26 protein-coding genes and 1 other annotated feature are annotated in these 25985 nt (G+C 35.1%); all 26 genes read left to right on the top strand.

Annotation, left to right across the window (positions count from 1 at the left end):
* Window position 1 precedes the first annotated feature (1 nt).
* The 26 genes from sigE to pyrE all read left to right on the top strand — a co-directional run bounded on the left by sigE (window position 2) and on the right by pyrE (window position 25632).
* A complete protein-coding gene (sigE, locus tag CN946_RS14710; protein ID WP_069035602.1) occupies window positions 2-721 on the top strand; it encodes an RNA polymerase sporulation sigma factor SigE in 720 nt (239 codons plus the stop codon).
* 272 nt (window positions 722-993) lie between these two features.
* Window positions 994-1773, top strand: a complete 780-nt coding sequence (gene sigG / locus CN946_RS14705; protein WP_098861858.1) for an RNA polymerase sporulation sigma factor SigG — start codon at window positions 994-996, stop codon at window positions 1771-1773.
* Window positions 1774-2264: 491 nt separating this feature from the next.
* Window positions 2265-2546 (top strand): YlmC/YmxH family sporulation protein, encoded by a 282-nt coding sequence (locus CN946_RS14700; protein ID WP_069035603.1) that lies wholly within the window; start codon window positions 2265-2267, stop codon window positions 2544-2546.
* A gap of 246 nt (window positions 2547-2792) precedes the next feature.
* A complete protein-coding gene (pgeF, locus tag CN946_RS14695) occupies window positions 2793-3617 on the top strand; it encodes a peptidoglycan editing factor PgeF (protein ID WP_098861857.1) in 825 nt (274 codons plus the stop codon).
* A gap of 4 nt (window positions 3618-3621) precedes the next feature.
* Window positions 3622-4296: a YggS family pyridoxal phosphate-dependent enzyme gene (locus CN946_RS14690; protein WP_098861856.1), complete on the top strand. Its 675-nt coding sequence runs from the start codon at window positions 3622-3624 to the stop codon at window positions 4294-4296.
* Window positions 4297-4301: 5 nt separating this feature from the next.
* Window positions 4302-4811 (top strand): cell division protein SepF, encoded by a 510-nt coding sequence (locus tag CN946_RS14685; RefSeq protein ID WP_098861855.1) that lies wholly within the window; start codon window positions 4302-4304, stop codon window positions 4809-4811.
* A gap of 4 nt (window positions 4812-4815) precedes the next feature.
* Window positions 4816-5076, top strand: a complete 261-nt coding sequence (locus CN946_RS14680) for a YggT family protein (RefSeq protein WP_098427038.1) — start codon at window positions 4816-4818, stop codon at window positions 5074-5076.
* A 68-nt stretch (window positions 5077-5144) separates the two neighbouring features.
* Window positions 5145-5918, top strand: a complete 774-nt coding sequence (locus CN946_RS14675; RefSeq protein ID WP_098861854.1) for a YlmH family RNA-binding protein — start codon at window positions 5145-5147, stop codon at window positions 5916-5918.
* Between the two features lie 89 nt (window positions 5919-6007).
* Window positions 6008-6496 carry a DivIVA domain-containing protein gene (locus CN946_RS14670; protein ID WP_069035609.1) on the top strand — a complete coding sequence of 163 codons (489 nt, stop codon included), beginning with the start codon at window positions 6008-6010 and terminating at the stop codon, window positions 6494-6496.
* A gap of 55 nt (window positions 6497-6551) precedes the next feature.
* Window positions 6552-6775: a binding site (T-box leader), on the top strand.
* A 201-nt stretch (window positions 6776-6976) separates the two neighbouring features.
* On the top strand, window positions 6977-9733 hold the full coding sequence (gene ileS / locus CN946_RS14665) for an isoleucine--tRNA ligase (RefSeq protein ID WP_098861853.1): 2757 nt from the start codon (window positions 6977-6979) through the stop codon (window positions 9731-9733).
* Between the two features lie 163 nt (window positions 9734-9896).
* Window positions 9897-10262, top strand: a complete 366-nt coding sequence (locus tag CN946_RS14660; RefSeq protein ID WP_098861852.1) for a hypothetical protein — start codon at window positions 9897-9899, stop codon at window positions 10260-10262.
* A 114-nt stretch (window positions 10263-10376) separates the two neighbouring features.
* Entirely contained in the window at window positions 10377-11057 is a 681-nt protein-coding gene (locus CN946_RS14655) for a CAP domain-containing protein (RefSeq protein WP_098861851.1), read from the top strand.
* 126 nt (window positions 11058-11183) lie between these two features.
* Window positions 11184-11873, top strand: a complete 690-nt coding sequence (locus CN946_RS14650; protein WP_098861850.1) for a CAP domain-containing protein — start codon at window positions 11184-11186, stop codon at window positions 11871-11873.
* 256 nt (window positions 11874-12129) lie between these two features.
* Window positions 12130-12453: a TraR/DksA family transcriptional regulator gene (locus CN946_RS14645; RefSeq protein ID WP_098861849.1), complete on the top strand. Its 324-nt coding sequence runs from the start codon at window positions 12130-12132 to the stop codon at window positions 12451-12453.
* A 71-nt stretch (window positions 12454-12524) separates the two neighbouring features.
* Window positions 12525-12983 (top strand): signal peptidase II, encoded by a 459-nt coding sequence (gene lspA, locus CN946_RS14640; protein ID WP_098861848.1) that lies wholly within the window; start codon window positions 12525-12527, stop codon window positions 12981-12983.
* Window positions 12980-13888 carry an RluA family pseudouridine synthase gene (locus CN946_RS14635; protein ID WP_098861847.1) on the top strand — a complete coding sequence of 303 codons (909 nt, stop codon included), beginning with the start codon at window positions 12980-12982 and terminating at the stop codon, window positions 13886-13888. The genes lspA and CN946_RS14635 overlap by 4 nt, the downstream gene beginning before the upstream one ends.
* Before the next feature lie 186 nt (window positions 13889-14074).
* Window positions 14075-14617 carry a bifunctional pyr operon transcriptional regulator/uracil phosphoribosyltransferase PyrR gene (gene pyrR / locus CN946_RS14630; RefSeq protein WP_098861846.1) on the top strand — a complete coding sequence of 181 codons (543 nt, stop codon included), beginning with the start codon at window positions 14075-14077 and terminating at the stop codon, window positions 14615-14617.
* Window positions 14618-14753: 136 nt separating this feature from the next.
* Window positions 14754-16052, top strand: a complete 1299-nt coding sequence (locus tag CN946_RS14625; protein WP_141546931.1) for a solute carrier family 23 protein — start codon at window positions 14754-14756, stop codon at window positions 16050-16052.
* Between the two features lie 79 nt (window positions 16053-16131).
* Window positions 16132-17043, top strand: coding sequence for an aspartate carbamoyltransferase catalytic subunit (locus tag CN946_RS14620; RefSeq protein WP_098861844.1), 912 nt, complete (start codon window positions 16132-16134; stop codon window positions 17041-17043).
* On the top strand, window positions 17027-18313 hold the full coding sequence (locus tag CN946_RS14615) for a dihydroorotase (protein WP_098861843.1): 1287 nt from the start codon (window positions 17027-17029) through the stop codon (window positions 18311-18313). The genes CN946_RS14620 and CN946_RS14615 overlap by 17 nt, the downstream gene beginning before the upstream one ends.
* Window positions 18310-19410, top strand: a complete 1101-nt coding sequence (locus CN946_RS14610) for a carbamoyl phosphate synthase small subunit (protein ID WP_098861842.1) — start codon at window positions 18310-18312, stop codon at window positions 19408-19410. Before CN946_RS14615 ends, CN946_RS14610 begins: the two co-directional genes overlap by 4 nt.
* Window positions 19395-22607 carry a carbamoyl-phosphate synthase large subunit gene (carB, locus tag CN946_RS14605; protein WP_098861841.1) on the top strand — a complete coding sequence of 1071 codons (3213 nt, stop codon included), beginning with the start codon at window positions 19395-19397 and terminating at the stop codon, window positions 22605-22607. The genes CN946_RS14610 and carB overlap by 16 nt, the downstream gene beginning before the upstream one ends.
* Window positions 22604-23374 (top strand): dihydroorotate dehydrogenase electron transfer subunit, encoded by a 771-nt coding sequence (locus tag CN946_RS14600; RefSeq protein WP_098861840.1) that lies wholly within the window; start codon window positions 22604-22606, stop codon window positions 23372-23374. The genes carB and CN946_RS14600 overlap by 4 nt, the downstream gene beginning before the upstream one ends.
* Window positions 23371-24312, top strand: coding sequence for a dihydroorotate dehydrogenase (locus CN946_RS14595; protein WP_098861839.1), 942 nt, complete (start codon window positions 23371-23373; stop codon window positions 24310-24312). Before CN946_RS14600 ends, CN946_RS14595 begins: the two co-directional genes overlap by 4 nt.
* A complete protein-coding gene (gene pyrF, locus CN946_RS14590) occupies window positions 24284-24997 on the top strand; it encodes an orotidine-5'-phosphate decarboxylase (RefSeq protein ID WP_098861838.1) in 714 nt (237 codons plus the stop codon). The genes CN946_RS14595 and pyrF overlap by 29 nt, the downstream gene beginning before the upstream one ends.
* A complete protein-coding gene (pyrE, locus tag CN946_RS14585; RefSeq protein ID WP_088013014.1) occupies window positions 24994-25632 on the top strand; it encodes an orotate phosphoribosyltransferase in 639 nt (212 codons plus the stop codon). The genes pyrF and pyrE overlap by 4 nt, the downstream gene beginning before the upstream one ends.
* Window positions 25633-25985: the final 353 nt, after the last annotated feature.

The following is a 25985-nucleotide window of genomic DNA, read 5'->3' as shown; positions in this document are numbered from 1 at the left end:
AATGAATCGATTGTTCTTAAAACTTAAGTTAGGTTTGTATAAGCTATTAGTAAAGCTTGGTTTGAAAGCCGACGAAGTATACTACATTGGGGGAAGTGAAGCATTACCACCTCCTTTGACAAGGGAAGAAGAAGAAAAGCTTTTACAGAAACTACCGAATGGAGATTTAGGTGCTAGATCACTATTAATTGAGAGAAATCTACGATTAGTAGTTTATATTGCTAGAAAGTTTGAAAATACGGGCATTAATATTGAAGATCTGATTAGCATTGGTACAATCGGATTGATAAAAGCCGTTAATACCTTTAATCCTGAAAAGAAAATTAAATTGGCTACTTATGCTTCAAGATGTATCGAAAATGAAATTCTGATGCATTTACGTAGAAATAATAAAAACCGTTCTGAAGTCTCCTTCGATGAACCATTAAATATTGATTGGGATGGTAATGAATTATTACTTTCTGATGTATTAGGTACAGAAGACGATATCATAACGAAGGATCTAGAAGCCAATGTCGATAAATCATTATTAACAAAGGCATTAGATCAATTGAATGATCGTGAAAAACAAATAATGGAACTACGTTTTGGACTAGATGGAACTGAAGAAAAAACCCAAAAAGATGTAGCTGATATGCTTGGAATATCGCAGTCATATATATCCCGATTAGAAAAACGTATTATTAAAAGGCTTCGAAAAGAGTTTAATAAAATGGTTTAAAATATAAGAACCGATTAGATTTGATTTTTTCAAATACTAATCGGTTTTTTTCTATGTATGAAGGGGAACCAAATAATTTTTAAAAAATATTTTCATTAGTCCTACATACTAAATTTCATTAATTCAGCATAAGAAAACCTTGATTTTTTCCTATTTGAAAGGTTTTTTTACTCTTGAATTTATTATTTTTGTATATTTTATTTTGTGCATAAATTTTCCACCGAAGGAGATACTTACCTATAGTACAGCAACTCCAAGTAGGAGGGAACATCATGACACGAAACAAAGTAGAAATATGCGGTGTAGATACATCAAAGCTTCCAGTTTTAAAGAATGATGAGATGCGTAAGTTATTTCATGCAATGCAAAGCGGTGATCGAAGCGCAAGAGAAACAATCGTAAACGGTAATTTGCGTCTTGTCCTAAGTGTTATTCAGCGTTTCAATAATCGCGGAGAATTTGTGGATGACTTATTTCAAGTAGGCTGCATAGGCCTTATGAAGTCTATTGATAATTTTGATTTAAGCCAAAATGTAAAATTTTCGACGTATGCTGTACCTATGATTATTGGTGAAATAAGAAGATATTTAAGGGATAATAACCCAATAAGAGTGTCTAGATCATTAAGAGACATTGCTTATAAAGCATTACAAGTAAGAGAACGATTATTAGCAGAGAATTCAAAAGAACCAACTCCTGTCCAAATCGCAGAAGTACTTGGCGTTACACATGAAGAAATCGTCTTTGCATTAGATGCAATCCAAGACCCAGTCTCGTTATTTGAACCGATATATAACGATGGCGGAGATCCAATCTTTGTAATGGATCAGCTAAGTGATGATAAAAATAAGGACGAGCAATGGGTTGAAGAACTAGCACTACGTGAAGGAATGAAACGACTAAACGATCGAGAAAAAATGATCATAACCAAAAGATTTTTCCAAGGAAAAACACAAATGGAAGTCGCCGAAGAAATCGGAATCTCCCAAGCACAAGTATCCAGACTAGAAAAATCAGCAATAAAACAAATGAATAAAAATATACAGGGATAGCAGAAAAGCGGAGGCGACTGTTCAGCTCCGACAAGCATAAGACCTCGAGGAGCTAGGAGCCGGAGCTAGACATCACGAGAAAAGCGGAGGCGATTGTTCAGCCCCGACAAGCATAAGGCGAAGAACGAGGAAAGTTGCTATTTACTTTCATCGGGCTTCGCCTTATGACCTCGAGGGGCTAGGAGCCGCAGCTAGACATCAAACTATTTCCTTCCCTTAATAAAAAGTAATTACTTAAAAGGAAAGTAACTTTTTACTTCTTAAGGCATTGCTTATTATAATGAATGAAATTAAAAAATCAAAATCTATAAAAACTAAGTAATCCAATAACTACTAAATAGTTAGTTAAACTGGAAGAATGAAAATATGATATTAATGTGTTAGACAATGGATGAGCATCGAACAACCTTGTCTAACACATTTTTATTTGAATTTTATCATGATGTTTGGCCCTTACTTCATATATTTTATAAAAAGGATGGTGAAGTTAAATGGCCAGAATTTCAGATTTTCAAGTTAAAGATGTTGTAAATGTTGCCGATGGAAAGAAATTAGGTAATATTGTTGATTTAGATATTGATCAATCAAATGGAAAAATCACTTCGATTATTTTAACAAAGCCAGGGAAGGGCTTAAATTTTTTTAGTAAAGAAGAGGAAATGACAATTTATTGGAATGATATTGTGAAAATAGGTGAAGATGTTATTTTGGTAAAATATCGTTCATCTGTGGATTTGGATGAAAATCAAGCAAGCCCAGTTAAATACACATAAAAAAACTCGTTGACTGACGAGTTTCTAAGCGATGAATGGGGCGCAGTTGCACTTTTAGTTTATTCTTAAAATTGGCTACCACGTCGAATACGATTCCTTGTAGCTAATTTTATTTTTGAAAGTGAAAAAAATAAGTGTGTTTTGTCAAAAATAATCAAAAATGTGAAATCTATGGTAAAATATAGGAAACCATCAACTGGTTTACATATATATTTACTAAATTAGTTTCTGTGAGGTCTTATAAATATGAAAGAGAGCTTCATTCAATCGACTGAAAGTACTTTTATGATTCAACCTTGGGAAGACTCATACAAACATTTAGTTGCAGGATTTACAACAAAAAATGATGGAGTTAGCCAAGGTTGTTTCACTTCTTTTAATCTTGGATTACATGTAAATGACTCGAAGGATATTGTCGTAGAAAATAGAGAACTCCTTGCGAGTAAATTAGAGTTTTCAAAGACGAAATGGGTTTGTTCAGAACAAGTTCATGGGAATAATGTCGTGAAAGTAACAAAAAAAGATTGTGGCAAAGGTGTTACTGATTACGGAACTAGCATCGAGACAACAGATGGTTTTTATACAAATGAGGAAAATATATTATTAACTTCTTGTTATGCAGATTGTGTTCCATTGTATTTCCTTGAACCAACGAGTAAATTTATTGGTTTAGCTCATGCAGGTTGGAAAGGTACTGTTCAAAACATTGGCGGACGTTTAATCGAAAAATTGATTAAAGAAGAAGACTTACAACTAAAAAATATCCAAGTTGCAATCGGGCCATCAATTGGCGATTGTTGTTATGAAGTGGATGATTTTGTGATGAATAAGCTAAATGATGCTTTTGAACACAAGATTCCTAATAATATTTTAACCACTTTACAAAACGGGAAATTCAAATTGAATTTAAAAGAAGCAAACAAACAATTACTCATTAGATCGGGAATTAGTGAAGAAAATATAATAATGACAAATTATTGTACAAGTTGTAACCCGAGCATATTTTTTTCTCACCGTAGAGATGGTGGGAAAACAGGTAGAATGATGAGTTTTATTGGTTGGAGGAATTAGCATCATGACAGTCAAACAAAATTATGAACGTATTAGTGAACAAATTAATGCAGCCAAAGTCAGAGCAAATCGAAATGATGAAGTAACTTTAATAGCTGTAACTAAACAAGTATCTACAGAAGTGGCTAAAGAAGTTTTAGTAGAAGGTATACTTCAATTAGGCGAAAACCGTTTTGAAGGTTTAAAGGAAAAACAAGATCATATTAAAAGTGATGTTGTTTGGCATTTTATTGGTTCACTTCAAACTAGAAAAGTAAAAGACGTCATACATAGAATAGATTACTTACATTCTTTAGATCGACTATCCTTAGCAGAAGAGATACAAAAAAGAGCAGCAGAACCATTAAAATGTTTCCTACAGGTCAATGTATCTGGAGAAGACTCAAAGCATGGCATACATCCAAATGATGTAATCGAATTTGCTAGACAGCTTTCAGAATTTGATAAAGTACAAGTTGTTGGGCTAATGACAATGGCACCCTTCACGGAGGATGTAACGATCATTCGAAATAGTTTCAAAGGATTAAAGGAACTACAAGAAAAAGTAAAAGATCTACAGATTGCAAATATTCCATGTTCTGAATTATCAATGGGTATGTCTAATGATTTTGAGATCGCAATAGAAGAAGGTGCTACATTCATAAGAATAGGTACTGATTTAGTTGGAAAGGGAAGGTAGAGAAGATGAGTATTATTGGGAAAGTAAGAAACTTTTTTGCAATGGAAGACGAGTATGAAGATGATTATGAATACGAAGAGCAACAACAGCAACAACAACAGCAACAGCAACAAAAACAATATCAACAACAGCATCAACAACAACAATTTTCTAAACATGTAAATGAAGAAATTAACCATGAGCGAAATGCATCAAAGCAAAAATTAGTAAGTATACCAGGAGGAGCTTCTTTGTCGTCAAAAGTTGTATTAGCGCAGCCGCGTGAATATGCAGAAGCACAGGATGTTGCAGACCATTTAAAATCAAAAAAAGCAGTTGTGATCAATTTACAACAAATGCAAATCGATCAAGCTAAACGCTTTGTTGATTTCTTAAGTGGTACAGTTTATGCAATAAGTGGAGATATAAAAAAAATTGGTACAAATACGTTTATTTGTACACCCGATAATATTGATATTTCTGGAACGATTACAGATATGTTATTTGAGGAAGACAATTCCATTAAAAGGTGGTAATTAAATGGATATACTTTTTTTAATTTTATACAAATTAATCCAGTACTATAGATACGTTATCGTAATTCATATCATTTTATCTTGGTTCCCTCAAATTAGACAATCAGGCTTCGGTCGCTTAATTGGTAGGCTATCAGAACCATATTTAGAGCCGTTCCGTCGAATTGTTCCGTCAATCGGTATGTTTGATTTTTCACCAATTATTGCATTATTTGCTTTAGAATTTGCTGGATATGGAATAGCAAGTCTTTCTCATTACTTTTAAAAAGAGAATCTAACCGGTTCTCTTTTTTAATTAATATTGATAGTTTGATGAAAAAGAGGATTGTATCAATGAGTATTTATGATCATTTTCGAAAAGAAGAGCATGTTTTCGTAGACAAGGTTATCAGTTGGAAGGAAGAAGCAATTGAACGCTATTCTATTAAGTTGACGGATTTTCTTGATTTAAGAGAACAAATGATTATGCAATCAATTATCGGTAATCAAGGAGAGTGTTTTGTTGCTTTTTTTGGTGGTCGTGAGGATTGTGAACGAAAGCGTGCAATTATTTATCCGAGTTTTTATACACCAGTGGAAGAGGACTATTCTTTGGTTGCATTTGACTTAGTTTATGCAACTAAATTTCACACTTTATCTCATCGGCAAGTATTGGGAACATTAATGTCTTTAGGAATCACAAGAGGAAAATTTGGTGATATTCTACTTAAAAATGATATGATCCAAGTAATTGTTGCTGATGAAATAGCAAGTTTTGTAGAAAGTAACTTAAATTCTGTAGGAAAATCGCCAATTAAATTAAAGAGAATTTCGTTTAAAGAATTGATTGAATCAGATGATGTGTGGCAAACTAATAATGGGACTGTATCATCACTAAGATTAGATGTCTTATTGAGTGAATTCTATAATATATCGAGACAAAAAGCTCAAAGCTTAATTAAAGCCGAAGACGTTAAGGTAAATCAGCGAGTTATTGATGCTACTTCGTTTTTATGTGAAGAAGGAGATTTATTCTCTGTCAAAGGTTTTGGAAGAGGAATGTTAATGTCAATTGACGGCTTATCAAAAAAAGAAAAATGGCGGATAAACTACGGTGTTAAAAAATAGTCAGAAATTGTAGAAGGAAAAACGTAGAAACTGTCGAAAATTTATTATAACCTATTAATAAAGAAAATACATACATGGAGGTGGCTTAATTGCCTTTAACACCACTTGATATTCATAATAAAGAATTTGGTAAAAGTTTTCGTGGCTATGACGAAGATGATGTTAATGAGTTTTTAGATCAAGTCATTAAAGATTATGAATTAGTTATTCGTGAGAAGAAACAATTAGAAGAACAAATTCTTGATATGAAAGAAAGATTAAAGCATTTTTCTACTATAGAAGAAACTTTAAATAAGTCAATTTTAATTGCGCAAGAAGCTGCTGAAGATGTAAAAGGTAGTGCCCAAAAAGAAGCTAAATTGATTATTAAAGAAGCGGAGAAAAATGCTGATCGAATTATTAATGAAGCTTTAATTAAATCTAGAAAAGTTACAATGGAATTCGAAGAGCTTAAGAAGCAATCAAAAGTTTTCCGAACTCGTTTAAGAATGGCAATTGAAACTCAATTAGAAATGTTAGGTCATGAAGATTGGGATCATATTTTAGATGATAAAGAAACAGAAGAAATCGCAAACTAGTCGTATAAGCCTTGACGATTTGTAAAGTTTTACATATAATTTATTAGATATTAATAGTAAATCGGTGACAGGGAAGAGTACTTCTATAAAACTAGGTAGCGAGTCAAGGATAGTGTAAGCTTGATATAGAAAATAGAAGGAAAATCACCCTAGAGTGCTTTTCTGAAAATGAGTAAGAAAAGACGTTTCATTCACGTTATGAATGCTAAGTGGACAATGAATTAATGAAATTTATTGTCAATTAGGGTGGTACCACGGGAAACCTTTCTCGTCCCTTTTTTGGGATGAGGAAGGTTTTTTGCGTCTTATACGGTTTATTTATTATACATAATAGACAACTCCACTAATAAAAGGCTTGTAAGATGGATACAATGCGTTAAAGTGGAATTTAAAAAATGTAAAGTAAGCTAGCATAGAGTAGTTGACTTGCCTAAAACAGCTAGCTTTAGATCAATTAAGTTTAATAATGGAGGAAAGCAAATGGAGTACAAAGATACGTTACTTATGCCAAAAACTGAATTTCCAATGAGAGGAAATTTACCTCAACGTGAGCCACAAATTCAAGAAGAGTGGAACAAAAAAGATATTTATGCAACTGTTCAAAAACATAACGAAGGAAAACCGTCATTTATCTTACATGATGGACCACCTTATGCAAATGGTGACCTTCATATGGGACATGCGCTTAATAAAGTATTAAAGGATTTCATTGTACGTTTTTATAATATGAATGGATACCGTTCTCCTTACGTTCCAGGTTGGGATACTCACGGTTTACCGATTGAACAAGCATTAGCAAATAAAAAAGTAAATCGTAAAGAAATGTCAGTAGCAGAATTCCGTAAACTATGTGAAGAATATGCTTACGAGCAAGTAGAGCGTCAAAAAGAACAATTTAAACGATTAGGAATTTTAGGTGATTGGGACCGACCATATATCACACTTGAAAAAGAATATGAAGCTGAACAAATTAAGGTATTCGGTAAAATGGCTACTAAAGGTTTAATCTATAAAGGTCTTAAACCAGTATATTGGTCTCCATCAAGTGAATCTGCACTTGCAGAAGCGGAAATCGAATACCAAGATAAGCGTTCAGCATCAATCTATGTTGCATTTGCAGTTGAAAATGGGAAAGACGTTTTAAACGGTGGAGAGAAATTCATTATTTGGACGACTACTCCATGGACGATCCCGGCTAACTTAGCTGTATGTTTACATCCTGACTTAAGCTATGATGTTGTATCTGTAAATGGTGACAAGTTCGTAGTTGCTAGTGAGTTAAGAGATGCAGTAGCAAAAGAACTAGGTTGGGAAGATGCAGTAGTTGAAAAGACTTTTAATGGTTCTGAACTTGAAGGAATCATTTGTAGGCATCCATTATATGATCGCCAGTCAGTCGTTATTTTAGGTGATCATGTAACAACTGATGCGGGTACAGGTTGTGTTCATACTGCACCAGGTCATGGTGAAGATGACTTCCGTGTAGGTCAACAATATGGTTTAGAAGTACTTTGTCCAGTTGATGAAAAAGGTGTTTTAACGAAAGAAGCTCCTGGATTTGAAGGTTTATTCTATGATGAAGCTAATAAAGAAATTACTAAAGCATTAGAAGAAAAAGGTGCTTTATTAAAACTACAATTTATTACACACTCTTATCCACATGACTGGAGAACGAAAAAGCCAATTATCTTCCGAGCAACTGCACAATGGTTTGCTTCAATTGAAGCAATTCGTAAGCAATTAATGCAAGCTGTTCAAGATACTAAGTGGTTCCCAGCTTGGGGTGAAACTCGTCTATTTAACATGGTTCGTGATCGTGGAGATTGGTGTATTTCTCGTCAACGTGTATGGGGAGTTCCGATCCCGGTATTTTATGCTGAAGACGGAGAAGCAATTATTACTGAAGAAACAATTGAACATGTTTCGAACTTATTTAAAGAGCATGGTTCAAATATTTGGTTTGAAAAAGAAGCGAAAGAATTATTACCAGAAGGCTATACACATCCAGGTTCACCAAATGGTAACTTCACTAAAGAGAAAGATATCATGGATGTATGGTTTGATAGTGGTTCATCACATCAAGCGGTATTAAACACTCGTGAGGAATTATCTTTCCCAGCTGATATTTACTTAGAAGGCTCTGACCAATATCGTGGTTGGTTTAACTCTTCTTTAAGTACTAGCGTTGCTGTAACAGGTCAAGCTCCTTATAAAGCTGTAGTAAGCCATGGTTTCGTTTTAGATGGTGAAGGTCGCAAGATGAGTAAATCAATCGGAAACATCGTCCTACCATCAAAAATTATGAATCAGTATGGTTCAGATATTTTACGTCTATGGGTAGCTTCTGTAGATTATCAATCAGATGTTCGTATTTCTGACGCATTAATGAAACAAGTTGCCGAAGTATACCGTAAAATCCGTAATACGTTCCGTTTCTTACTAGGAAACTTAGATGGATTTAACGCAGAACAAGATGCTTTAAAATATGAAGAGCTACGCGAATTAGATCAATACATGCTAGTTAAATTAAACAATGTGGTTAAAACTGTTCGTGAATCATACGAGAAATATGAATTTGCAAATGTTTATCACACAATTCAAAACTTCTGTACTACTGAATTAAGTTCTTTCTATTTTGATTTATCAAAAGATGTTTTATATATCGAGCCAAAAACGAATAAAGATCGTTTAGCAATTCAAACAGTATTACATGAGTCATTACAAGCACTAACTCGTTTAGTTGCTCCAATTTTACCTCATACAGCTGAAGAAGTTTGGTCACATATGGCAGGAACTACAGTTGATAGTATTTTCTTAACTGAAATGCCAGCTGTTAAAGACTTCGGCGGTACTCAGAGCTTAGAAGCTAAGTGGGAAAAATTCATGGATTTACGTGATGGCGTATTAAAAGCACTTGAGGTTGCACGTAATGAAAAAGTAATCGGTAAATCTCTAACTGCATCAGTGAAAATCTATCCTAATGCAGAAGTAGCAGAGCTATTAAATTCGATTAATGAAGACTTCAAACAATTATTAATTGTTTCTCAAGTAGAAATTGCAAATAGTGACGAGCAAGCTCCTGAAACAGCTCAAAAATTTGATACATTAAGTATTGAAGTAAATCCTGCGACAGGTGAAACTTGTGAACGATGCTGGGTAGTTACTGAAGAAGTTGGAAAAGATGAAGAGCACCCTACACTTTGCTTACGTTGTGCAAGTGTTGTAAAAGGTATCTAATTAATAAGTGGTTAAACACTGAATAGAAGAGTGGAAAGTTTAAACTTTCCACTCTTTTATTTTAGATTTGTTTTAATATTTTTCAAAAATTGTAAAAAAGTATGTATTGGTGTATGTTATGTATAACAGTACTAAAAATAAGATATAAGGAGTTTCTTAAGTAATGAATTATGAAAATAATCCAAATTGGGATAAATTAACTGATTTAATGAAGAAGAGAGTGGATTTAAGGGAAAAGGGATACAGTTACCAAGAAATAGCTGACTTAGAAAAGAAAAGCCGTTCAAGTATACAACAAAGTATCAAGCGCTCATATTATCTTTTAGGAATAAAGGAACCAGATATTAAAGGAATCCTAAAAAAAGAAATCGATCATTCTGTTCATATTGAAGGAATTAGGAATGAAATGCTTGAGGAAATGAAAAAACAAGGAATTAGGGAATTTGTAAAAGAGTTTATAAAAAGAGATGATGTAAGAGAGATACTAAAAGAAGAATATAGAAAAGAATTCGAAGATGAAAAAGGATGATCGTTAGTAAAATCTTCCTTTTTTTATTTTGGGTTGTATGTATGTATGTGTTGGTGTAAGATTGTTCTTGTAAGCGATAACAACAACTAAAAACAAACATTGGGGGAATACAATTTGAATAAAAACATCAAAAAAGTAACTCAAACAGTTTTAGGAATTGCGATCGCAGCACCAATGGTTTTAGGATTAGGATCATATGCTGGAGCAACTTCAGGTGCGGTAACTGCTACTAAATTATCAGTGAAAGAAAGACCATCGAGTAGCTCGAAAACAGTAGGATATCTAGCTAAAAATAAAAAAATTAACTACTCAGGTTACAATAGTTCTTATGTAAAGGTTAGCTATAAAGGTAAGACAAGATATATTCTGAAAAAATACGTAAAATATGATCCGCCAACTAAACCAACAACAACACCATCAAATCCAACAACACCATCAAATCCTACTACACCAGCTAGCTCAAATGCCTCGATTCAACAACAAATATTAGACCTAGTAAATATCGAGCGTGGTAAAGGTGGATTAAAGCCATTAACACGATCTAGCTATTTAAACGGAACAGCTCAAGCATGGTCACAAACGATGAGTAATGCGAACAATATGTATCATTCAACATTAAGCTTTAATGGTGGATATAAAGGTGAAAACATCGCGCATGGTCAAACAACAGCAAAAGAAGTAATGACGGATTGGATGAATTCACCAGGTCATAGAGCAAACATCATGAGCCCTAACTTTAAACAACTTGGAGTAGGTAAAGTAGGAACATATTGGACGCAACAATTTACTGATTGATAAACACATTATTGCTAGTAAAATCTTCCTTTAATAAATTTTGTATTGTATGTATGTATGTGTCGGTGTAAGATTATTCTTGTAAGCGATAACAACAACTAAAAACAAACATTGGAGGAATATAATTTGAATAAAAACATCAAAAAAGTAACTCAAACAGTTTTAGGAATTGCGATCGCAGCACCAATGGTTTTAGGATTAGGATCATATGCTGGAGCTACTTCAGGTGCAGTAACTGCTACTAAAGTAGCTGTAAAAGACCGAGCAAGCAATAGCGCTAAAACTGTTGGATATCTAGCTAAAAATCAAAAAATTAACTACTCAGGTTACAATAGTTCTTATGTAAAGGTTAGCTATAAAGGTAAGACAAGATATATTCTGAAGAAATACGTAAAATATGTACCACCAACAAATACAACAACAAAACCAGCAACACCATCAAATCCAACAACACCATCAAATCCGACTACACCAGCTAGCTCAAATGCCTCGATTCAACAACAAATTTTAGACTTAGTAAATGTTGAACGTGGTAAAGGCGGATTAAAGCCATTAACATTATCTAGCTATTTAAACGGAACAGCTCAAGCTTGGTCACAAACAATGAGTAATGCGAACAATATGTATCATTCAACTTTAAGCTTTAATGGTGGATACAAAGGTGAAAACATCGCACATGGTCAAACAACTGCAAATGAAGTAATGACTGATTGGATGAATTCACCGGGTCATAGAGCGAACATTATGAGCCCTAACTTTAAACAACTTGGAGTAGGTAAAGTTGGAACTTATTGGACGCAACAATTTACTGACTAATAATAATACTAAATGTTTTGGAATTTTTGGAAAACCCGTAGCCTACGCGGGTTTTCTTTTTTTTGTGAGATCTAATCTCTGATTTATATTCTTTTTTATAAAAAGAATTTTTCCTTTAGAGCAATAATTACAAATACATCACAATTATGAATGGAAATATCTTTAGCCATTTCCTTTAAAGGAAAAAGTTTCACCTATTATCGACTCCAGTTTGAGGGAAAAGTATTTGTAAATAAATAAATTGGGAGTGAAGAAGATGAGGAGCAATGAAATTTTCTATATTAAACAAGAGCTCGAACTAATTAAAAATGAATTGCTACATCGTTTATTTTCTGAACCAATAAGTTCTTCTGATATTGAGCAGCATCAGTCAATTTTCGAGGAGACAAATAAACATCACATTCTCGTTGAAGACATGCAAAATGATTTAAATGATATTGAGATTGCCTTGCAAAAAATTGATCATGGATTATTTGGTTATTGTGAAGTAACTGGGCAAGCTATTCCAATTGAAAAGTTAAAAGTGCTTCCAACCGGTCGAACATTAGAGGATTTTAGTTTTGTAAGAAATCATTACTAATACTATTCATTGTATAAACGTTTCCCCTATGCTAAAATTTGATGAGATATTTAATAAGGTAGGGGATAAATATGGCATATATTATTGCGGTAATTGTCATTCTAATTGATCAACTGACAAAACTTGCAGTATTAAAGAAGATGTATTTAGGAGAAAATATTGAAATTATTAAAAATATTTTTTACATAACATCACATCGCAATCAAGGAGCGGCTTGGGGAATGCTCCAAGGAAAAATGGGCTTCTTTTATTTAATTACTTTAGTCTTTGTGGTAGCAGTGATTTACTTTATCCAAAAGCACGCTAAAGGAGATCGCTTACTTGGTTTATCTTTAGGGTTAGTCTTAGGTGGTGCAATTGGTAATTTTATTGATCGATTCTTCCGTAAAGAAGTAGTTGATTTTATTCATGTTTATATTTTTAATTATGATTTCCCTGTATTTAATATCGCAGATTCAGCGCTTTGTGTAGGAGTTATTTTATTATTTATTATTACTTTATTGGAAGATAAAAGAGGAGTTAAGAAATGACAGTTTTTGCTTTTACAGTTCAAGAGGATCAACATTTAGAAAGAATCGATACGTTTATTGCAACTCAAAACGATGAGTGGTCAAGGTCACAAGTACAAGCATGGTTAAAAGAAGATTTTGTATTAGTGAACGGTGAAAAAATTAAACGTAATTATAAAGTGAAACAGGGCGATGAAATATCAGTTTCAGTACCTGATCCAAAGCCATTAGAAGTTAAGCTTGAGAATATTCCACTGGAGGTTTACTATGAGGATGCGGATGTTATTGTCGTAAATAAACCACGTGGAATGGTAGTTCATCCTGCATTAGGTCATGAAACGGGTACTTTAGTGAACGCTTTAATGTATCATTGTAAAGATTTATCTGGCATAAATGGTGTATTGAGACCTGGTATCGTACATCGAATCGATAAGGATACTTCAGGTTTATTAATGGTTGCAAAAAATGATGTAGCTCATGAGAAGCTTGCAGAGCAATTACGTCAAAAAACCACTGTACGTAAGTATATTGCGATTGTACATGGTGTAATTCCGCATGAGGAAGGTACAATCGATGCGCCAATCGGACGAGATAAAAGTGATCGCCAAAGTATGACGGTTACTGAAGATAATAGTAAAGAAGCAGTGACTCATTTTAGAGTATTAGATCGATTTGATGAGTTTACTTTAGTTGAATGTCAGCTTGAAACAGGACGTACACACCAAATTCGTGTTCATATGAAATACATTGGATACCCGTTAGCTGGTGATCCTAAGTATGGACCTCGTAAAACATTGGATATAGATGGTCAAGCACTACATGCAGCTGTTTTAGGATTTAAACATCCAAGAACAGATGAGTATTTAGAGTTTTCATCACCTATTCCAAAAGTACTAGAAAATATTATTGAACAATTAAGCAGATAACTGTTGACAATGATTGAAACATAGGTCATAATGAGGACAGTTGAATGAACCTTTAACACAACCCCGTGAGGTTGAGAAGGAAGCGGAAAAATGAAAAGGGATAATTGTATCCTTTTGCGCTACCCTCTTGTCCATCGGGCAAGAGGGTTTTTTGCTTCTACACGATAAAAGTAGGAGGTAAGGTAAATGACTGAAAAAGCAATCATCTTAGACGAACTAGCAATCAGACGTGGTTTAACAAGAATTGCACATGAAATGTTAGAAAATAACAAAGGTATTGAAAACATCGTTTTAGTTGGAATTAAAACAAGAGGTGTTTATCTAGCACAACGTATTGCAGAAAGAATTAAACAAATTGAAGGTAAAGAAGTTCTCATGGGTGATTTAGATATTACTCTTTATCGAGACGATTTATCGACTAAGACAGAAAACAAAGAACCATTAGTGAAGGGTTCAAATGTTCCTGTTGACCTAACAAACAAAAAAGTAATCTTAGTTGATGATGTGCTTTACACAGGTAGAACAGTTCGTGCCGCAATGGACGCTGTAATGGACCTAGGTAGACCGGCACAAATTCAATTAGCAGTATTAGTAGATCGAGGACATCGTGAACTTCCTGTTAGAGCAGACTATGTTGGAAAGAATATTCCAACATCGAGTAATGAAAAAGTAGTCGTAGCATTAAAGGAAACAGATGACCACGATAAAGTAAGTATATTTGAAAAATAGAAGTCCCTTTTAAATTTGGTCCAGAGAGGCTAACAAAGGGTCTAGTTAGTTGCTGCCTTATTAAGCAACGCACTTGGACTCTTTGTGTACAATCACAAAGAGTTTTTTTATTGGGAAAATTGGGGGAATCAAGATGATAAAACAAAAACCTGTCCTAGAGATAAATGAAAAACCGAATGTAGGTCAATGGATTTTCCTAAGTTTACAACATTTATTCGCAATGTTTGGATCGACAGTATTAGCTCCAATCTTAATCGGCATAAATCCTTCAATCGCATTAATTTCAAGTGGGATAGGAACAATCGTGTTCATACTAATCACAAGAGGTAAAGTACCATCTTATCTTGGATCATCATTCGCCTTCATTGCTCCGATGATCTATGCGAAAACAAATTTAGAACCTGGTGCAGCGTTCGTAGGAGTTTTCATCACAGGTATTATATATGCAGTAATCGCACTAATCATTAACAAAGTAGGCGTCAAATGGTTATTCAGAGTATTACCACCAATCGTTGTTGGCCCGGTAATCATCGTAATCGGATTAAGCTTATCATCAGTAGCAGTAGGAATGGCAATGAATGGGGCTAACAATAAATACAGCACAACATCAATCACAATCGCACTCATTACATTAGCAATTACAATCATAACAGCATTATTTACAAGAGGTTTCTTATCAGTCATACCAATTTTAGTAGGAATTATCGGTGGATATATTACATCAATCTTCTTTGGAGTAGTAGACTTCACAAAAATAGCAGAAGCAAAATGGATTGCAGTACCTGATTTCTCAGTCCCATTTGTTCATTACACACCACATGTCACTTTCCAGCTACTAATCATCTTTGTACCTGTAGCAATCGTGACAATCTCAGAACATATTGGACACCAAGTTGTACTAGGAAGTGTCGTAGAGAAAGATTTAATAAAAGATCCTGGATTAGATAAGTCATTATTCGGAGATGCAGTTTCAACAATGATAGCAGGTTTAATTGGTGGACCTACAACAACAACATACGGTGAAAACATCGGTGTTCTAGCAATCACCAGAGCTTACAGCGTATACGTATTCATAGGTGCTGCAATTTTGGCAATGTCATTCGGATTCATCGGAAAAATATCAGCGGTGATTAGTTCAATCCCGACACCTGTAATGGGTGGTATCTCAATCTTACTATTCGGAATCATCGCTTCAAGCGGATTACGAGTACTAGTTGATAACAAAATCGATTTCGCTAAACAACGTAACTTAGTAATCGCTTCAGTCATTCTAGTACTAGGAATCGGTGGAGCAGCAATACACATTGGTAAACAATTTGCATTAGAAGGAATGGCTTTATCAGCTTTAATTGGAGTTGTACTAAATTTAGTCTTACCAGAAAACATTGGTGGCGATCGTACAATTGAAAGCAAAGATGAGAGCTTAACATCATAATTGACATTTAAATGGGGCATTCTTACAGTGATAAGAATCCAAAAATAAAAGAGATGAAATTCATTTAGGGGGATGACGGATGAATCATTTATTAACCATGTCTGATTTAACAATCGAAGAAATTCAAGATTTGCTTAACGAAGCACAAAGCTTTGCAAATGGAGAAATAAGTAGCCTAAAACGTCAGACATTTGTTGCAAATTTATTTTTTGAGAATAGTACGAGAACTCGCTTTAGCTTTGAGGTAGCTCAAAAGAAACTTGGACTTGAAGTTATAAACCTAGCTGTTGAAAGCTCAAGCATTCAAAAAGGTGAAACTTTATATGATACAGTTAAAACCCTTCAAGCAATTGGAGTTGAAGCAGTCGTAATCCGTCATACACAAGACGAGTATTTTCAAGAAATAAAAGATGCAGGAATGCCAATCCTGAATGCCGGCGATGGATGTGGAAATCACCCAACACAATGCTTACTTGACTTACTAACGATCAAACAAGAATTTGGAAGCTTTGAAGGATTAAAAGTAGCAATTGTTGGAGATTTAAGACACTCAAGAGTTGCTCGCTCTAATGCTGAAGCACTAACTAGATTAGGTGCAGAAGTATACTTCGCAAGTCCTGATGAATGGAAAGACGATAAAAATACTTATGGAACATATAAAAATTTAGATGAATTAGTCGAAGAAGTTGATGTCATGATGCTACTTAGAGTACAGCATGAAAGACATGACGCTGAGACAAATCACATAATGGAAAATTATCTACAAAAGCATGGCCTAACGGTTGAAAGAGAAGCAAAAATGAAACCTACAAGCATTATCATGCATCCAGCACCATTTAATCGAGATGTTGAAATTGCAAGTGAATTAGTAGAATGCGAGCGATCAAGAATCTTTAAACAAATGGAAAATGGAGTATATGTAAGAATGGCTGTGTTAAAAAGAGCCTTACCAACAGTATGGGGAGAGATGAAAAATGAAGTACTTGTTTAAAAACGGTGTCATCTTACAAGAAAATGGTGAACTTCTAAATCGAGACGTATTAGTAGTTAATGGAAAGATCTCAGTAATCGCTGCAACAATCGTTGATGAAGAGGCAAAGCAAATTGAATTAGACGGCAAATTGCTTTCACCAGGTTTAATAGATGTTCATGTGCATCTTCGTGAGCCGGGTGGTGAACATAAAGAGACAATCGAAACAGGTACGAAGGCTGCCGCAAGAGGAGGATTTACAACAATTGCTGCAATGCCAAATACTCGACCAGTACCAGATACAATCGAGCACCTTAGCACATTAAACAAAAAAATAGAAGAAACAGCAGTCGTAAACGTATTACCATATGCATCAATTACGATCCGTCAAGCTGGTGAAGAACAAACAGACTTCGAAGGTTTAAAAGAAAATGGAGCTTTTGCATTCACAGATGACGGTGTAGGAGTTCAATCTGCTGAAATGATGTACAAAGCAATGCAAAAAGCAGCTGAACTAAATGTATCAATCGTTGCACACTGTGAAGAAAACACACTGATTCAAAAAGGTTGTGTCCACGAAGGTAAGTTTTCAAAAGAAAATGGTTTAAATGGAATTCCTTCAATTTGTGAAAGTGTTCAAATTGCTCGAGATGTACTATTAGCAGAAGCTACAGGTTGTCACTATCATGTTTGCCACATCAGTACAAAAGAATCAGTAAGAGTAGTACGAGATGCAAAACGTGCTGGAATTAATGTAACGGCTGAGGTTTCTCCACACCATTTAATTCTTTGTGAAGATGACATCCCAGGCTTAGACACAAATTTCAAAATGAATCCTCCATTAAGAAGTGCAGTCGATCGTGAAGCATTAATCGAAGGATTACTTGATGGAACAATCGACATGATTGCAACAGATCATGCACCTCATACAGAAGAGGAAAAAGCTCAGGGAATGCAATTAGCACCGTTTGGAATTGTAGGGTTAGAAACTGCTTTTCCATTATTAAACACTCATTTTGTCCAAACAGGTAAAATGACTTTACAACAAGTAATAAACTTTTTAACAACTAAACCTGCTGAAGTTTTTAACTTAAACAGAGGGAAAATTGAAGTTGGAGCGGTAGCAGACTTAACTGTAATCGACTTAGATTTAGAAGAGGAAATCGATTCAACAACATTCCTTTCAAAAGGTAAAAACACACCATTTAATGGTTGGAACTGTAAAGGTTGGCCAGTAATGACAATGGTAAATGGCAAATTAGTATATGAAAGAGAGGAACTAACAGTATGATGCGTCAATTAATATTAGAAGACGGAACAGTTTTTGTAGGAGAAGGATTTGGTAGCGAAGTTGAAACAACAGGAGAAATCGTATTTACAACAGGTATGACAGGATATCAAGAGGTATTAACTGACCCATCTTACTGTGGACAAATCGTAACATTCACTTTCCCTTTAGTAGGGAACTATGGTATCAACTTAGAGGATTTTGAAAGCATCGTACCAGCAGTACATGGCTTAATTGTAAAAGAATATGCTGAGCATCCATCAAATTTCCGAAACAAAATGAGCTTGGATCAATATTGCAAAGATAAAGGAATTCCAGGTTTAGCAGGAATCGATACACGTATGTTAACGAAAAAGCTTCGTGAAGTTGGAACGATGAAAGGTAAATTCTGCAGCATGGAAGCAAATGTTGATGAAGTAGTAGCAGAATTAACAAATACACCATTATTCACAAATCATGTTGAACGAGTTTCAACACAAAAACCTTATAGAAGTCCAGGTAGAGGACACCGAGTAGTATTAGTAGATTTCGGTATGAAGCACGGTATTTTAAGAGAATTAACAAACCGTAAATGTGACGTAACAGTCGTACCATATAATATTTCAGCAAAAGAAATTTTCTTACTTGCTCCAGATGGAATTATGTTAAGTAATGGACCTGGAGATCCAAAGGATGTTCAAGTAGCAATCGAAATGATTAAAGAAGTAGTAGGCAAAGTACCGTTATTCGGAATTTGCTTAGGTCACCAATTATTTGCTCTAGCAAATGGAGGCGATACTTCAAAGCTTAAATTCGGTCACCGTGGTGCGAACCATCCGGTTAAACACTTAGAAACAGGAAAAGTAGCAATCACTTCACAAAACCACGGTTATGCTGTAGAAATGGATTCAATTGAAGGAACTGATTTAGAAGTAACGCATGTTGCACTAAATGATGGAACTGTAGAAGGGCTTAAACATAAGACATACCCAGCATTCACAGTACAATATCACCCAGAAGCTTCACCTGGACCAGAAGATGCAAACTATTTATTTGATGAATTTATGAGCATGATGGAAGCACAGAAACGAGAGGGGAACTTACAATGCCAAAACGCGTAGACATTAAAACAATCTTAGTAATCGGATCAGGACCAATCGTAATCGGTCAAGCAGCAGAATTTGACTATGCTGGAACACAGGCTTGTCAGGCATTGAAAGAAGAAGGATACAAAGTAATTCTTGTAAACTCAAACCCTGCAACAATTATGACGGATGTACAAACAGCAGATAAAGTATACATCGAACCACTAACAGTAGATTTCGTTAGTCGAATCATTCGTAAAGAACGTCCAGATGCTCTTTTACCAACATTAGGAGGTCAAACAGGGCTAAATCTAGCGGTAGAATTAGATAAATCTGGCGTATTAAAAGAGTGTGGAGTAAAAATTTTAGGAACAACTTTAGAAGCGATTAACCGTGCAGAAGATCGCGACCTATTCAGAACATTAATGAACGACTTAAGCGAGCCAGTACCAGAAAGTGAAATCATTCATACTTTAGAAGAAGCATATGACTTCGTAGAAGAAATTGGCTACCCAGTTATCGTAAGACCTGCCTTTACTCTTGGAGGAACAGGCGGAGGAATTTGTAATAATGAAGAAGATTTAAAAGAAATCGTAGCAAGCGGATTAAAAAATAGCCCAGTAACACAATGTCTATTAGAGAAAAGTATTGCTGGTTTTAAAGAAATCGAGTATGAAGTAATGCGTGATGCAAATGACCATGCGATTGTAGTATGTAACATGGAAAACATCGATCCAGTTGGTGTTCATACAGGAGATTCAATCGTAATCGCTCCTTCTCAAACGTTAAGCGATCGCGAATATCAAATGCTACGAAATGTATCATTAAAAATCATCCGTGCTTTAGGAATTGAAGGTGGATGTAACGTACAGCTTGCACTAGATCCAGATAGCTTCCAATACTATGTAATCGAAGTAAATCCACGTGTATCACGTTCAAGTGCGCTTGCTTCAAAAGCAACAGGCTATCCGATTGCAAAATTAGCGGCAAAAATCGCAGTAGGCTTAACATTGGATGAAATGATTAACCCAGTTACAAAGAAAACTTATGCTTGCTTCGAGCCAGCATTAGACTATATCGTATCAAAAATTCCACGCTGGCCATTTGATAAATTTGAAACAGCAAACCGTCAGTTAGGAACTCAAATGAAAGCAACTGGAGAAGTAATGGCAATCGGTAGAACTCTTGAAGAGTCATTATTAAAAGCAGTGCGCTCTCTAGAATTAGGAATTAGTCACATCGAGCTTAACGCAGTAAAAGAACTTTCTAAAGACGAAATGATTACTCGAATGGCAAAAGCTGACGATGAAAGACTATACATTGTCGCTGAAGCAATGAGAACAGGTATGACATTAGAAGAAATACACGATATTACTAAAATTGATTTCTTCTTCCTACACAAAATTGAAAATATCATTAAAATGGAAAAACAAATTAAAGAAAACCATTTTGAACTAGATGTACTGTTAAAAGCTAAGAAAATGGGCTTCAGTGATGATTACATGGCATCACAATGGAATGCAACAAATAGAGAAATATACGAATTTAGAAAACAAAATCAAATCATTCCAGTATATAAAATGGTTGATACATGTGCAGCTGAATTTGAATCTTCAACACCATACTTCTATGGAACATATGAAATCGAAAATGAATCAATTGTAACGGATAAGAAGAGCGTAGTAGTTCTTGGATCTGGTCCAATTCGAATCGGTCAAGGGATCGAGTTTGACTATGCAACAGTACACTGTGTAAGAGCAATTAAAGAGGCTGGATACGAAGCAATCATTATAAACAACAACCCAGAAACAGTTTCAACTGACTTCAGTATCTCAGACAAACTGTATTTCGAGCCATTAACAATTGAAGATGTAATGCACATTATCGATTTAGAAAAACCGATAGGAGTAGTTGTTCAATTCGGTGGTCAAACAGCTATTAACTTAGCAGGCAAATTAGTAGATCGTGGTGTGAAAATTCTTGGAACTTCACTTGAAGATTTAGATCGTGCTGAAGACCGTGACAAGTTTGAAGAAGCACTTCAACAACTAGGAGTACCACAACCTCTAGGTAAAACAGCAATGACACCTGAACAAGCAGCTGATATCGCTGATGAAATTGGTTATCCGGTATTAGTAAGACCATCATATGTACTTGGTGGACGTGCAATGGAGATTGTATACCACCGTGAAGAAATTCTTCACTACATGCAAAATGCAGTTAAAATCAATCCAGAACATCCAGTATTAGTCGACCGCTACTTAACTGGTAAAGAAATTGAAGTAGATGCAATCTCTGACGGAATCGATGTATACATCCCTGGTATTATGGAACATATCGAACGTGCTGGAGTTCACTCAGGAGATTCAATCGCAGTATACCCTACACAAAATGTATCAGCAGCTGCGAAGGAAAAATTAATCGACTATACAATTAAACTTGCAAAAGGCTTAAATATCAAAGGATTACTTAACATCCAGTTTGTTGTAACAGATAAAGATGAAGTATTCGTACTAGAAGTAAACCCAAGATCAAGCCGTACAGTACCATTCTTAAGTAAAATTACAAATGTACCAATGGCGAATATCGCAACAAAAGTTATCTTAGGTCAAACATTAGCTTCATTCGGATATGCAACAGGCTACCATCCAGAAGAAAATGAAGTATATGTAAAAGCACCAGTGTTCTCATTCGCTAAACTACGCTCAGTAGATATAACATTAGGCCCTGAAATGAAATCAACTGGAGAAGTAATGGGTAAAGATGTAAGTCTTCAAAAAGCATTATACAAAGCACTAATTGCTGCGGGAATGCAAATCCCAACACACGGTTCAGTAATCATTACAGTAGCTGATAAAGATAAAGAAGAAGTAGTAAATATCGCAAAACGCTTCCATGAAATTGGATTTACAGTATTCGGTACAGAAGGAACTAAAAATCATTTAGAAAACCACGGTGTACCTGTAAAAGCGGTAAACAAAATTAACGAGCATGAAGACAATATGCTAGATATGATCAAGCGTGGAGATGCACAGTTTGTTATCAATACGTTAACAAAAGGTAAAAAACCAGCTCGTGATGGATTCAGAATTCGTCGTGAATCAGTTGAAAACGGAGTAGTTTGCTTAACTTCACTAGACACAGCAACTGCAATATTATCAGTAATTGAAAGCTTAACATTCTCAACTTCTGCACTACCAAACAAAGAAATGAAGGCTGGCGTATTAGTATGATAAAAAAAGAACTCATGACAATTGTCTCAAATAGAGAAATTGCCCATCAAATTGTCGAAATGACATTAAAAGGTGAACTAGTTCAGGAGATGCACTCTCCTGGGCAGTTCGTCCATATAAAAGTGACTGGTGGACTAACGCCACTATTAAGAAGACCAATCAGTATATGTTCGATCGACAAAGAGAAAAGTGAGTTCACGATGATATTCCGCGCAGAAGGTGAAGGAACGAAGCTTTTAAAAGAAGCAGGCGTTGGACAACAAGTTGATGTATTAGGTCCTCTAGGTCAAGGTTATGATGTTGAAACTCTTTCAGAAGGAGATACAGCACTACTAGTTGGTGGTGGAATTGGAGTACCTCCGATGTATGAACTTTCGAAGCAATTTAAAGCTCGCGGTGTAAATGTAATTCATGTATTAGGATTTGCATCAAGTAACGTAGCTTTTTATGAAAAAGAATTTTCGGAATTAGGACCAACCTTTATGGCAACAGTAGATGGAACTCTAGGTACGAAAGGATTCGTAACAGATGTAATTCGTGAAAAAGAGCTTCAATTTGATCAATACTTTGCATGTGGTCCAACTGTAATGTTAAAAGCTTTACAACAGCAATATAAAGGTATGAAGGATGGCTATATTTCACTTGAAGAACGAATGGGCTGTGGAATCGGAGCTTGTTTCGCATGTGTATGCCATACTGAAGACGGGTCATATCGTAAAATTTGTAGCGATGGACCAGTATTCCAAGCTGAGGAGGTAGTACTATGATTTCATTACAAACAAAACTTCCTGGCTTAGATTTAAAAAATCCTATTATGCCAGCTTCTGGTTGCTTCGGATTTGGTAGAGAGTTTGCAAATCTTTACGATCTAAGTATTCTTGGAGCTATTATGATAAAAGCAACAACAGTTGAAACACGATACGGAAATGAAACACCTCGTGTAGCTGAAACTCAAGCGGGGATGTTAAATGCGATTGGACTTCAAAATCCTGGTTTAGAAAAAGTAATTAACGGTGAATTAAAATGGTTATCAAATTATGATGTACCAATCGTTGCAAATATTGCTGGATCAACTATTGAAGACTATGTAACAGTCGCAAAAGAAATTTCAAAAGTAAGTAATGTAAAAGCACTAGAATTAAACATTTCTTGTCCAAACGTAAAATGTGGTGGGATTGCATTTGGAACGGATGCACAAACAGCGGCTGAAGTAACTAAGAAAGTTAAAGAAGTAAGCGAAGTTCCGCTATACGTAAAATTATCGCCGAATGTAACGAATATTGTTGAAATCGCAAAAGCAATTGAAAATGCAGGAGCAGATGGTTTAACAATGATCAATACATTACTAGGGATGAGACTAGATTTAAGAACTGGTAAACCAATTCTAGCTAATAAAACTGGTGGATTATCAGGTCCTGCAATAAAACCAGTAGCCATTCGTATGATTCATGATGTGAGCCAAGTAGTAAATATTCCAATCATCGGAATGGGTGGGGTTATGAATGCAGAAGATGCACTAGAGTTTTTCCTAGCAGGAGCAAGTGCAATCGGTGTAGGTACGGCAAACTTCGTTGATCCATTTGTTTGTCCAACAATCATCGATGAACTGCCTGAAGTGCTACACAAATATGGTTATCAGTCAATTGAAGAATGTATTGGAAGGAGCTGGAAACAACATGTCATCACAAGTGGTCATCGCGCTTGATTTTTCATCAAAAGATGAAGTAATGAATTTTGTAAAAAAATTTCAAAAGTCTCTATATGTAAAGGTAGGGATGGAACTATTTTACAAAGAGGGTCCAGCGATCATAAAGGAATTAAAAGAATTAGGACATCAAATCTTCCTAGATTTGAAACTTCATGATATTCCAAATACAGTAAAACATGCAATGAAAAATATCGCATCTCTAGAAGTAGACATGGTTAATGTTCATGCAGCTGGTGGAACGAAAATGATGAAGGCAGCATTAGAAGGGCTAGAAGAAGGCACTCCTGCTGGTAAAAAAAGACCTTTACTAATTGCAGTAACTCAACTTACAAGCACTTCAGAAGAACAAGTAATCCATGAACAAGGAATATCTTCTTTACAGGATTCGATTAAACTATATGCTGCTATAACAGAAGAAAGCGGTCTTAACGGTGTAGTTTGCTCTCCACTTGATGTAGAGTTAGTTCAAGCAGCAGTTGAAGGTGAGAACTTCCTTACTGTAACACCTGGTATTCGCTTAGCAGATAATAGTGTAGATGATCAAGTACGTGTAACAACTCCAGCGAAAGCTAGACAATTTGGAAGTAGCTATATTGTAGTAGGACGCAGTATTACAAAAAGCGAAAATCCAGTAGAAGCATATGAAGAAGTAATTGCACAATGGGAGGGCGTAACAATATGAAAAAGAATATCGCAGCAAACTTATTAAGCATTGGGGCAGTAAGCCTTCAACCTGAAACTCCATTTACTTGGGCATCAGGAATCAAATCTCCAATCTATTGTGATAATCGCCTAACTCTTGGCTATCCAGAAATTCGTAAAAACATTGCAAAAGGCTTAGTAGAACTAATCCAAACTAAATTTGGTAACGTAGATGTAATCGCTGGAACTGCAACTGCTGGAATTCCACACGCAGCATGGACAAGTGATTTAATGGAATTACCAATGGTTTATGTACGTAGCTCTGCAAAAGGCCACGGCAAAGGAAACCAAATCGAAGGTCCAATTAAAACTGGACAAAAAGTAGTAGTAGTAGAAGATTTAATCTCAACTGGCGGCAGCGTAATTACATGCGTTGAAGCTTTACGCGAAGCGGGCTGCGAAGTACTAGGAGTAGTCTCAATCTTCACATACAATCTTCCAGCAGCAGTAGAGAAATTTGATGCAAACGACGTAACTTACTATTCTCTAACTGACTATGACACACTAGTTGAAGTAGCAAAAGAACAAGGCTCAATCGAAGCAGAACATGTAGCAAAACTAACTGCATGGAGAAAAAATCCACAAGATGCTAGCTGGATGACTGTTGAAGTTTAATACTTAGAATAGGAAAGATGACTTTTTGGAGTCATCTTTTTTTTGTGGAGTGAAGATACAAACTTGTGCTGCGGAAAAAGTGGACTGCAAATAAATCGACCGAAAGTGCAAATAAAAAAGAGAAAACTGCAATTAGAAATGACATAAGTTCAAATAAATAAAGTAGTAGTGCAAATAAAAAGTGGACTGCAAATAAATCGACCGAAAGTGCAAATAAAAACGTCGAAACTACAATTAAAAAAGGCAAAAGTGCAAATAAAAAAAGTGAACTACAATTAAAAAAGGCAAAAATGCATAAAAAAAAAGAGAACTGCAATTAAAAAATTCAAAAGTGCAAATAAGTCTTAGAATTA

This window comes from Bacillus sp. AFS053548 (assembly GCF_002575105.1).
Classification (GTDB): domain Bacteria; phylum Bacillota; class Bacilli; order Bacillales; family Bacillaceae_G; genus Gottfriedia.
Note: the sequence above shows the minus strand (reverse complement) of the source record. Positions and strands in the feature narration are given on the sequence as shown.